At 31.4% G+C, this 11,732-nt stretch carries 10 protein-coding genes and 1 other RNA gene; 6 read left to right on the plus strand and 5 right to left on the minus strand.

Annotated elements, in window-relative coordinates:
* Window positions 1-133 precede the first annotated feature (133 nt).
* Window positions 134-1,072: a hypothetical protein gene (locus AAC053_RS12020; protein ID WP_339756907.1), complete on the minus strand. Its 939-nt coding sequence runs from the start codon at window positions 1,070-1,072 to the stop codon at window positions 134-136.
* A 68-nt stretch (window positions 1,073-1,140) separates the two neighbouring features.
* On the opposite strand from AAC053_RS12020, the gene AAC053_RS12025 reads away from it, so the two are divergent.
* A complete protein-coding gene (locus AAC053_RS12025) occupies window positions 1,141-2,286 on the plus strand; it encodes a cysteine desulfurase family protein (RefSeq protein WP_339756910.1) in 1,146 nt (381 codons plus the stop codon).
* Here AAC053_RS12025 and AAC053_RS12030 read toward each other — a convergent pair.
* The 3 genes from AAC053_RS12030 to AAC053_RS12040 are packed head-to-tail and all read right to left on the minus strand — an operon-like array spanning window position 2,276 to window position 7,102.
* Window positions 2,276-2,926: a hypothetical protein gene (locus AAC053_RS12030; RefSeq protein WP_339756912.1), complete on the minus strand. Its 651-nt coding sequence runs from the start codon at window positions 2,924-2,926 to the stop codon at window positions 2,276-2,278. The genes AAC053_RS12025 and AAC053_RS12030 overlap by 11 nt on opposite strands.
* Before the next feature lie 10 nt (window positions 2,927-2,936).
* Entirely contained in the window at window positions 2,937-5,402 is a 2,466-nt protein-coding gene (locus AAC053_RS12035) for a carboxypeptidase-like regulatory domain-containing protein (RefSeq protein ID WP_339756916.1), read from the minus strand.
* 11 nt (window positions 5,403-5,413) lie between these two features.
* A complete protein-coding gene (locus tag AAC053_RS12040) occupies window positions 5,414-7,102 on the minus strand; it encodes a M23 family metallopeptidase (RefSeq protein WP_339756919.1) in 1,689 nt (562 codons plus the stop codon).
* Between the two features lie 279 nt (window positions 7,103-7,381).
* Here AAC053_RS12040 and AAC053_RS12045 point away from each other — a divergent pair, with 279 nt between their 5' ends.
* From AAC053_RS12045 to rny, 4 genes are all read left to right on the plus strand, one after another.
* Complete coding sequence (locus AAC053_RS12045) at window positions 7,382-7,672, plus strand: hypothetical protein (protein WP_339756922.1); 291 nt, start codon at window positions 7,382-7,384, stop codon at window positions 7,670-7,672.
* Between the two features lie 18 nt (window positions 7,673-7,690).
* Window positions 7,691-7,978 carry a cell division protein ZapA gene (locus AAC053_RS12050; protein ID WP_339756925.1) on the plus strand — a complete coding sequence of 96 codons (288 nt, stop codon included), beginning with the start codon at window positions 7,691-7,693 and terminating at the stop codon, window positions 7,976-7,978.
* Between the two features lie 59 nt (window positions 7,979-8,037).
* Window positions 8,038-8,182, plus strand: a non-coding RNA gene (gene ssrS, locus AAC053_RS12055) — 6S RNA.
* Between the two features lie 56 nt (window positions 8,183-8,238).
* Window positions 8,239-9,816 (plus strand): ribonuclease Y, encoded by a 1,578-nt coding sequence (gene rny / locus AAC053_RS12060; protein ID WP_339756928.1) that lies wholly within the window; start codon window positions 8,239-8,241, stop codon window positions 9,814-9,816.
* A 55-nt stretch (window positions 9,817-9,871) separates the two neighbouring features.
* Here rny and xerA read toward each other — a convergent pair whose 3' ends face one another.
* Window positions 9,872-10,780, minus strand: coding sequence for a site-specific tyrosine recombinase/integron integrase (gene xerA, locus AAC053_RS12065; protein ID WP_339756931.1), 909 nt, complete (start codon window positions 10,778-10,780; stop codon window positions 9,872-9,874).
* A 218-nt stretch (window positions 10,781-10,998) separates the two neighbouring features.
* On the opposite strand from xerA, the gene AAC053_RS12070 reads away from it, so the two are divergent.
* The gene (locus tag AAC053_RS12070; protein ID WP_339756933.1) at window positions 10,999-11,505 is read left to right on the plus strand and encodes a porin family protein; all 507 of its coding nucleotides are present in this window, start codon (window positions 10,999-11,001) and stop codon (window positions 11,503-11,505) included.
* The last annotated feature ends 227 nt before the right edge of the window (window positions 11,506-11,732 follow it).

Raw genomic sequence — 11,732 nt, forward strand, 5'->3', positions numbered from 1 at the left:
ACCTATGGTTTAGGTGCTACTGAGGTTAGGGTTTTTCAGAATGTAGAAGCTTAGTGGCAGTATCTCTTAAACTGTGTAAGTTTTAAAATCTCAGGTTAAATTCTAATCTGAGATTTTTTAAGATAGTGTCTGCTTAGTCATCATTTACAGTCGTGAAACTTTCAGGATCGCTTACATAAGTTCCAAACTGTATTTCTGTAGAACTTATAGGTCCTAAACCAGTATTAAATATTGTAAATACAGTTGTTACAGTTCTTGTATAAGTGTTATTAATTAAACCTGAATCAGGAAAGGCTTCCATGGCAGTTGGATGATTATATAAATACCTATAAACATTCTCACCGTTTTCATCAGTAACGAAATCAACCACATCTCGTGGACTTTCATTTTCATTTACATCCTCTAATCGTGTATCAATTCCATCACCATCATCATCTGTATCTAAGTAATCTGGTTTACTATCTCCATCTGTATCTAGCTTATTGGTATATGGATTGTTATCTCCATCATCATTATTATCCTCATCTCTTGTTAATACATTATCGTTATCGTCATCTTGATCTAAATAATCAGGAATGCCATCAGTGTCAGAATGGTCATCGTCATAATTACCATTATTATTAAGATCTTCATCTGCACTTGGTATACCATCGTTATCATCATCAACAAGGGTAACGACCACTTGTACAGTACCAGATAAAGCTTCGTTATCATCTGTTACCACTAAGTTAGGATCTGATAAAATATTACAAAGCACGTTGTTTTCTAATGTTTTATTGTAAGTTCTATAATTAAATCTTACCTCATCAGGTATTGTTAGTGTTACTGGCGTTTCAGTAGCTGTTGTGAATAAATAATCACTAGATGGCTTTGGCAATATCAATATCAATGCTTCATTAGGATCTTCACGAGTATTATATACTAGATATGAGTCTTCAAAATTGTCACAACGTTCTAATACTTCATCAAAATCTAATGTTACATTGATAATATCACCATCATCACAAGCGACTAGAAATGCTAAACAAAATAATATATAAAAACGACGTACCATAGCTTCAATTTTGAACAAAAATAAAGGATTTGTAAAATTATAACGTTCGATTGTCTAAATAATTTTATTTACAATATTTTTGTCGCATGAAGCAAGTATATTTAGATAACGCAGCAACAACAGCTTTGCGAACAGAAGTCATTGATCGCATGACACAAATTCTTCAAGATAATTTTGGAAATGCATCTTCTACGCATAGTTTTGGACGCACATCTAAAGCACTTTTAGAGCAATGTCGTAAAAACATTGCTAGTTATTTTAATGTAACTGCATCAGAGATTGTATTTACTTCGGGAGGTACTGAAGCAGATAACTTAGCATTAAGAAGTGTTGTAAGAGATTTAGGAATTACGGAAATCATCACTTCTAAGGTTGAACACCACGCTGTTTTATATACTGCTGAACAATTACAAAAAGAGTATAATATAACCATAAAATTTGTAGATTTAGATGATTGTGGTTTAATAAACTTTGAGCACTTAGAGCAATTATTAAAGTCTAGTGATAAAGCTGTTGTAAGTCTAATGCACATTAATAATGAAGTTGGTAATATATTAGATATAAAACGTGCTGCAAAACTGTGCAAAACCCATAATGCTTTATTTCATAGTGATATGGTTCAGTCTATAGGACATTATAAATTAGACTTGCAAGAGGTTTCTGTAGATTTTTTGGCTGCGAGTGCACATAAGTTTCATGGTCCAAAAGGTGTCGGTTTTTGTTTTATTAGAAAAGAATCGGGTATAAAACCTTTAATTTTTGGTGGTGAACAGGAGAGAGGTTATAGAGCTGGTACAGAATCTATACATAATATAGTTGGTATGGATGAAGCACTAAAAATAGCTTATACTAATCTTGATGATGAAAAGAAATACGTTTCAGATTTGAAGACCTATTTTATTAAAGAACTTAAAGCGAATTTAACTGGTGTAAATTTCAATGGTGGTTGTGAGGATACTATCAATAGTACTTATACCTTAGTTAATGTTTGTTTGCCAATTGCACCAGAAAAAGCACCAATGTTGCAATTTCAACTCGATTTAAAGGGTATTGCTTGCTCAAAAGGAAGTGCTTGCCAAAGTGGTAGTAATCAACAATCACATGTACTCACTGCTATATTAGATGCAAATCATTTAAAACGACCTTCTATACGTTTCTCATTCAGTATTTTTAATACTAAAGCAGAGCTAGATTATGTGGTTAGTGTTTTAAAGGAGTTTGTTAATTCTTAATTTTTTTCATTTCTTCAGCAATTTCGATTACAGTTTGCCCACCAGATTCACCAAATATAGAAATGTAATTGCCTGTATCATTGTCTATAATAACAAAACTATTACATAAATAATGATATTTAAAAAATGTTTTTTCAATGAATTGATTTTTGTCTATTTGCCAATCAATGGATTTAGCTTTTTCAAAATTTAAGGTTTCGTCTTTTTTATATATCCAGTATATTTTATAGTCTTTTTTAAGTCTTCTTAAATATTGTTTATTATAGATATTATTTTTAATACCATTACTTGAAATACTACCATCATTGCATCCATCTCTTCCTGGGTGATAATGAATTAATGTAAATTTCTGATTAGATTTTGTAGTGTTATTAATGGTTTTATATAAAGAGTCTAGTTCACTTTTTTTTAATTTACCATAGTTTTTCCGTTTAACTAATTTTTTTATGTAGCATGTATCGTTTTCAAACGTTATAGAAAGATAGTTTTTATTTAAAGACTTATATCGCGAAGATTTTTCAACATAATTTTTTTTAGAAATTTTAGACCCATCAACATCATAATAATAAATAAGTTTTTCACTTTGAGAATAAATACTTAATAAACTAAAATATAGAAGTATAGCAATAAAGGTTTTCATAAGTTTTAAATTAAAACCTAGCAGACAATCTCAAATTAAAAACACGAGGTGTTAAGTAATTAGGAATGGCAAATTGGCGTTTTGTATAAACATCTCTTACCCAAGTGTTGGTTATAGAATTTTGGTTATTAAACATATTGTAGATTTCAAAACCAACAGAGAGTTCTCTAAATACTTTTTTCCATTTTGAGTTATATACTTTTTCTGGGTTTACAACATCAAAAGAAATACCTAAATCTGCACGTCTGTAGTCGCGTAAACGTATCTGAAAGTCGTAAGGATCTGCATAACTTGGCGATCCACCTGGAACACCTGTGTTATAAACCAAATTTAAATACATTTTTAAGTCTGGCATATTTGGTACATAATCCTGAAAAAGTGCACCAAACTTTAAGCGTTGATCGGTTGGTCTTGCTATATAACCTCTATTATCAATATTTTCTTCGGTCTTTAAATAGCCAAAACTAAACCAAGATTCTGTACCTGGCACAAATTCTCCGTTTAATCGCATATCTAATCCATAAGCATAAGCTTTGGCATTATTTTTTGCTCTGTAACGAATTCTTACATTTTCAAGCGTATAAGGATTCACATCAGTAATTCCTTTATAATAGGCTTCTGTAACGAGTTTAAATGGTCTATCCCAAATTTCGAAACTATACTCATTTCCTAAAACGATATGAAAAGATTTTTGCGCTTTTACATTGGGTTGTACTACTCCAGAAGAATCTCTTAATTCTCTATAAAAAGGTGGTTGGTAATATAAGCCACCTGCAACTCTAAAGAGTACATCTTTATCCCAATCTGGTTTTATAGCAAATTGTGCTCTAGGACTAATTACGGTTTGAGAAGAACCTTCAATACCATCTCCTTTAACTGTCCAACTATGTGTTCTAACACCTACATTGTAAAACACTTCATTCTTTCCCCAACTTGTTCTTTTGCTGTATTGCCCAAATGCTTGTAAGCGGCCAATTTGCACTCTGTTTAGTGCTCTTATATTTTCAAAAGCTGTTAGAGGGCCAGAAAAGGAGTTATAAGGTTGTAAGTTTGGTGAGCTAAAATTTGGTGGACGAATAGAGAAACCTGCGGAATCAATAACTTCCCATTCTACTAATCTATCTCTAATATCTTCTTGTGTGTATTTTACAGACCATTCAACCGTACTTTCGTCGTCAATTTTATAATCACCTCTATGTTCTGCATTAACGATAAAAGCATCTAAGTCGTTTCTTGCATGTGTTAATTGAGAACCAATACCTTCACTAAATTCTACTTCTCCTAAATTTTCATCACCAATATTAGTATTCACTTCTCCCAATCTGTATTGTGCAAAAATATCGAAGTATTCTTGTTCTGTGGTAAGGTATGCAGACGCAATTAATTTTAACGTTAAATTGTCATTAACAAAATAATTAGCTTTAAACGCACCAAAATTGGTTTGATATTGATCTTTTTCCTGGCCATCGTAAAATACTAAAAGTGCAACAGGGTCTTGTAAGGTTCCAAAGTTGGTTTGTCTATTTACTGGTTGAAAGTTGTATGTGTTCAATGAAACATTTCCAAGAAAATTTAAATGAAATTTACTCGAAAAACGATAAGTTAAATAAGTCTGAGCATCTGCAAAAACAGGCTCTACTATGCCTTCGGTTTCAAGGCTATTTAATATTAAACTGTTGTCTCTGTACCGCACTCCTGCAATTCCTGAAAATTTACCGTCTTTAGAAACCGTTTCTGCAGCAACACTTCCTCCTAATAAGCTTAAATCTGCTCTAATCCCAAATGCAACCGGATTTCTATAAGTAATATCTAAAACTGAAGATAATTTATCTCCATATTTAGCTTGAAATCCACCTGCGGAGAAATCGACATTCTGCACTAAATCTGTGTTTACAAAACTTAAACCTTCCTGGTTACCAGAACGAATTAAAAAAGGGCGATACACTTCAATTTCGTTAACATAGACTAAATTTTCATCAAAATTCCCACCTCTTACAGAATACTGTGTGCTTAATTCATTAGAAATATTAACGCCAGGTAAAGTTTTTAAAATATTCTCAACACCAGGTTGCGCGCCTTTTATCGTTCTAATCATTTGTGGAGAAATAGAGGTTACTCCATCTACAGATTGCCTTGTATTGGTATTAATTACGACTGTTGCAATTTGCTCTACTTCAACCATCATTACTGGGTTGTATTCTAATTCCTGACCATTTTTTAAATTGAATTTAGCTTCTACACGTTTATGGTTAATGTGTGTAAATGCTATGGTAATCTCAACTCCAAAGGGAATTTTTAGTTCAAAAAAACCATTTTCATTACTTGCAGTGCCTTCTCCAGTACTGGTTTTTATGTTTACATCATTAATTGGGTTATTATTTTCATCTAAAATAACACCTCTAATAATTGCAGATTGCGAAAAGGATAGAAGGCTAAAAAGTAAGCTTAGGAGAACTATAAAATGTAAGCGTTTCAAATAGTTTAGTTTTATTTTCTAAAAAAGATTATTTCAAATGTAGAACTATTTCCAACATTATCTGTAACAATTATTTTTAATTCGTTCTTAGTGTCTTTAACTATATTATCATTAAAATCGTGAGTAATCGTTTTAGTTTTATAATCATACTCCATTAAAATCCACTTTCCATTTACAGTAGCTCTGTATTTACTAATGCCAGAAAGTTGGTCTTCTATCTTTAGTTTTAAGTAGCGATATTTGCTCAGCCATTTCTTATTCTGAAAATTAATTGGTTTAATAGTTGGTGCAATTGTATCCATAGCTAATGTATAGGTGCCAAAAATTTTACTACCAGCACTTAGGATATTGCCTTTGCGCTTGGTGTTTACATAACTTGGCTTTTTGTAATAACCATATAATCTTGCAATAAAAATTTTATCGAGGTGTTCTGATTTATAATTACTTAAGTCGTAATTGATGTAAAAATTCTTTTGCAAAGGTATTTTGTCTTCATGAAGATATAATGTATCGCAATTGACTTTGAAATCTATAAAATTATCATCATAAAGCGTGTTTTTATAGAAGTTAACTTTGATGTTTTCTGATTCTAATGTGGTAGCTTTATCACTATAAACAAGAGATTTGGTTAATAAATTATCAATGACTTCTCTCTCTTTAGTTTCATACTTTCCTTTAACAGGAATAGTTATCCAAGTTTCGTTTTGCTTATAGTCACTTATTCTAATTTTATAAACGGAAGAGGTGCTGTCTTCTACCATAATATAGCCATAATCATAAGCATCTTTATAAAGACTTAGTGGATTGTTTTTTTGAATGAACAACTTCTGAATTCGAGATCGTTTACTTTTAAAGTGCTTATAATCAATTAAACGCTTGATGTGTTTAGATTCATTAAAGCTAAAACGCTTAAAATCTATTTCTAAGCTTTTATTGCCATTAAAAAAGGTTTGAATATTGCTTACACCATTATTGTTTGGTGCCAGATCTTGCTTGTCATAAGTTGTAACACCAAAACCAATATTACCGTATGCCGAGATTTTTTCAACCTCGTAATCCCCATTTTTTTGCGGAATTAATCGCAGCGGAATTCTTTCATTCTCACCATTAATAACTGCGTTTTCGTCCTTAGGATATGCGTAAATTGCAGATACAAAAGGGGCTTTAGAATCTTTAATATCTATACCAAAAAGCATTGGGTTTATTGGCCGTTCTTGGTTGTCTCTAATTTCAAAATGCAAATGAGGGCCTCCAGAACCACCTGTATTGCCTGAGTAAGCGATGACTTCATTTGGCTCTATTATCAATTCTTGGGAACTTGGAAAAACTTCGACTTCAAAACTCTCCTTGTCATATTGACATTCTTTAATATACTTTTCTATACGTTCAGAAAATTTTTGAAGATGTCCATATACAGTTGTGTAACCATTTGGATGTGTAATGTAAATTGCCTTTCCGTATCCATAATGTGAAATTTTAATTCTGCTTACATAACCTTCAGTCGCCGCATAAACTTTTAACCCTTGTTTTTGCTGTGTCTTTATATCGAGGCCAGAATGAAAATGAGAAGATCGCAATTCTCCAAACGTACCAGAAAGCACTAATGTAATATCTAAAGGATTTCTAAAATAATCTTGCGGATATTCTGATTGTGCATAAATAGAACTAGACAATAAAAATAAGAGCAAATTTTTTTTCATATAACTGACTATTGTAGCTAAAATATTAATTTGATTCCGATATGCAAATGTTAAAACCGTATTATTTTTAATATACCCAATCTTATTGCAAATTTTGACTTATTGAATTTTTGATGAGATAAAATATTTAGTGCGTATTTTGTTTAATAATTCTTTAGTCTAGTCTATTTCTTAACGCACTAATTTTTTTAATGTTACATCAATTAAAAATAATTGTAAAAGAATTGTATTTTTTGATTAGGTATGTTAACTTTGTTTCAATAGTATTGAATTGCTTTAATGAGTAAAATAGAAGACATTGTTGATGCTTTAGAGAATAAAATCAGTAAGGTTTTACATAAGCAAGAGGTTTTAAAACAAACCAACGCTAAGCTCTCTGAACAATTAGAACAGCAGCAGCAAAAACTTATAGAGCAGCAAGAGGAATTAGGATCTTGGGCAGAAAAGTATGATACGCTCAAAATAGCAAATTCAATGCTTGGTAGTGACGAAAATAAACGAGAAACAAAGCTCAAAATAAATGCACTTATTAGAGACATTGACCATTGTATTGGACAACTCTCGGAATAAAGTTGTAAATTAGACTAGATGCCAAACCAATTAAAAATTAAACTTTCAATCGCAAATAGGGTTTATCCATTAACGATTAATCCGAGTCAAGAAGAAGGTTTACGTAAGGCTACAAAGAAAATTGAAGCCATGATAGGGCAATTTGAGCAAAATTACTCTGTAAGAGATAAGCAAGATGTTTTAGCCATGTGCGCTTTGCAATTTGCTGCTCAAGTAGAGCAAAAGTCTATAGATAAAGAATATGTAAACGAAGAAGTTCAAGAAAAGTTAGAAGCTTTAAATGACCTTTTACAATCACATATTTAACTCGTACGTTCTTTAAAATAAAAAAGGTTACTGCCTACATTAGTTATATTTTTTGATAAACTCAACGTTAATTCTTTAAAAAGGGTGAGTTGAAGTTGTAAAATCGCGCTGTTAGTGCTTAATACAGAACTTGTTTCGGTATCTAAGTATCTTAGACAGATTTTTGATCAGCTTGTTAGCCCTAAACTTGTTTTTAAGGAGTTTATACAAAACCCAAAACTGATGTAGGCTTTTTTATATACTAAAACTAAATAATGAACATGGACACTAACACAATTTTATATATTGTTGGAGGAGTAGTATTAGGATTAATACTAGGATATATTATAGCAAAATCTTTAGAAAAAGGAAGCGCTTCAAAGTTAATATCAAATGCAGAGGGCGAATCAAAATCTATCTTAAGACAAGCTAAAACAGACGCCGAAGCACTTAAGAAAGACAAAATGCTTCAAGCAAAAGAAAAATTTATAGAGCTTAAAGCAGAACACGAAAAAGTAATTCTTTCTCGTGATAAGAAAATGGCTGAAGCCGAAAAACGCATTAGAGATAAAGAATCTCAAATTTCTAATGAATTATCCAAATCTAAAAAAACCAATCAATCTTTAGATGATAAAATGAAAGACTACGACTTTAGACTAGAGTTTGTAGAAAAGAAGAAAGACGAAGTAGAAAAGGCACATAAAAGTCAAATAAAACAATTGGAAGTAATTTCTACTTTATCTGCTGAGGAAGCCAAAGAACAACTAATAGAATCTTTAAAAGAAGAAGCTAAGACCGATGCTATGGCTTTTATACAAAATCATATAGAAGAAGCGAAGTTAACAGCACAGCAAGAAGCTAAGAAGATTATTATTAATACTATTCAGCGTATTGGAACCGAAGAAGCTGTTGATAATTGTGTATCTGTTTTTAATATTGAATCTGACGATGTAAAAGGTAGAATAATTGGTAGAGAAGGTCGTAACATTAGAGCGATTGAAGCTGCAACTGGTGTAGAGATTATTGTAGATGACACACCTGAAGCTATTATTTTATCGTGTTTTGATTCTGTAAGGCGCGAAATAGCACGTTTGTCATTGCATAAATTAGTAACTGATGGTAGAATACATCCTGCAAGAATTGAAGAAATAGTAAAAAAGACCGAAAAGCAAATTGAACAAGAAATTATAGAAGTTGGTAAGCGTACAGTTATCGATTTAGGAATCCATGGATTAAATCCTGAATTGATTAAAATGGTAGGTCGAATGAAATACCGTTCGTCTTACGGGCAAAATTTATTACAACACTCACGTGAAGTTGCTAAACTTTGTGGTGTAATGGCTGCAGAATTAGGTTTGAACCCAAAGTTGGCAAAACGTGCTGGACTTTTACACGATATAGGCAAAGTGCCATCATCTGAAGCAGATATAGAAACACCTCATGCTATTTTAGGAATGCAATGGGCAGAAAAACATGGTGAAAAACCAGAAGTTTGCAATGCCATTGGTGCTCACCATGATGAAATTGAAATGACGACGTTATTGTCGCCAATTATTCAGGTATGTGATGCTATTTCTGGTGCAAGACCAGGTGCAAGACGCCAAGTTTTAGATTCTTATATACAACGTCTTAAAGATTTAGAAGATGTAGCCTTTGGATTTCCAGGAGTAAAGAAAGCTTATGCAATACAAGCTGGTAGAGAGCTACGCGTTATTGTAGAAAGTGAAAAGGTTTCTGATGAAGTAGCAGCTAGTCTATCATTTGAGATTTCTCAAAAGATTCAAACAGATATGACGTATCCAGGGCAAGTTAAAGTTACAGTGATTAGAGAAACAAGAGCTGTAAATATTGCAAAGTAATACAGAACTAATTCAGGTTAATTATTTAAGGCATTCAAGAAATTGATTGTCTTTTTTATTTTCTAGGATGAAATTTATTTAAGACCTCACTAAGGTGAGAACGATCTACATGCATATAAATCTCTGTAGTTGTAATACTCTCATGCCCAAGCATCATTTGTATAGCTCTAAGATCAGCGCCATTTTCTAAAAGATGTGTTGCAAAAGAATGTCTAAAGGTATGTGGTGATACGTTTTTCTTTAATCCAGATTTTTTAACTAACGTTTTAATAATTGTAAAAATCATAGCACGTGTTAACTTTTTTCCTTTATAATTTAAAAAGAGAATGTCTTTAGAATTGGGTTGCACAACGATATGGTTTCTTATAGCTATCCAAATGCCAATATATTTTTGAGTTATTGCGCCAATAGGAACAAAACGTTGTTTATCTCCTTTGCCTGTAACCTTAATAAAACCTTCTTCAAAAAATAAATCAGATAATTTTAACTCTATAAGTTCGCTTACACGTAAGCCACAACTATATAAAGTTTCGATTATAGCTCTGTTACGTTCACCTAGATTAACACCATTATATTGATAACTTAAATCTATGGCCTCAATTAAGTTGTCAATATCACTAATAGATAAGGTGTCTGGAAGCTTTCTGCCAATTTGTGGAGATTCAATTAAATCTAAAGGGTTAGTATCTCTGTATTTTTCAAAAATTAGATAATCAAAAAAATTACGAAGTCCAGAGATTAATCGCGCTTGAGATCTTGGATTTATAGATTTAGAAATGGAATATACAAATTGCTTTACAATCTCGTTGTCAATAGAAACAGGTGAAACAATTATAGAATGTTCTTCTAAATATTTAATGAGTTTTTTTATATCATAGCTATAATTAGCTATAGAATTTTCGGACAAACCACGTTCAATTTGAAGATAATGCTTATAATCTGTAAGTGCTTGTTGCCATATCATGCTTAAATATAGCAAATTAAGTTTTATAAAAAGAGAAAATTACTACGTAATTCTACGTATTTTTTATAAAAATTGTTAATAAAATAAAAATTAATTTTATGATTATCAATTACTTAGTGGTTTGTGTTTATAAAATTGTTAATAACTGTGCTGAGAAATTTCATTTTTTTAAAAAAAAGGCTTTAGTTTGTACTAATCAATTTTAAAACTTAAATATTATGAAAAAATTATTTTTATGTGCTGCGGTTGCAGTTTTTGCTTTTGCAAATGTTAATGCACAAACTTTTGGCGCTAAGGCAGGTGTTGACTTAGCGTCAAATAAGGTAGAATTCGAAGGGGTTAGTGTAACAGCTTCGGAAACTGGATTTTATGTGGGTGTTTTTGCTCAAATTGAAATTTCTGAAGAGTTTGCTTTTCAACCAGAAGTAATGTATGTTTCTATTAAGGATGGTGGAGAAATTCACATTCCATTAATGGCAAACTATTCAGTTTCAGAAGAATTTAGCATTTTAGCAGGACCTGCTTTAGGAATTTTAACTGACACTGCTGATGGTTTTAGCTCTTTTAACTATGGTATAGAAGCTGGTGCTGCTTATGATATTACTGAAGAATTTTTAATTGAAGCTAGATATAGTCTTGGTTTAGCAGAGTTAATAGAAGATGCTCCTGATGGATTCTCTTCTAAGTTAAGTGGTTTTTATATTGGAGTTGGATATAAATTCTAACTTTTATACATTTCACAAAAAATGAGAGGCATTTGCCTCTCATTTTTTGTTTAAATAGTTTCGATAAACGGTATAAAACTTTAACATTTTTGATATAAAAAATAGTAATCCAAAACTTACATTTGCCGACCAAATTAATTTTAAACAAAACTTAAATTATGAAAAAATTATTATTTATGGCTGCAGTAGCAGTTTTCGGATTTACAACTATTAATGCACAAGAAAAA

This window comes from uncultured Winogradskyella sp. (genome assembly GCF_963975125.1).
GTDB lineage: Bacteria > Bacteroidota > Bacteroidia > Flavobacteriales > Flavobacteriaceae > Winogradskyella.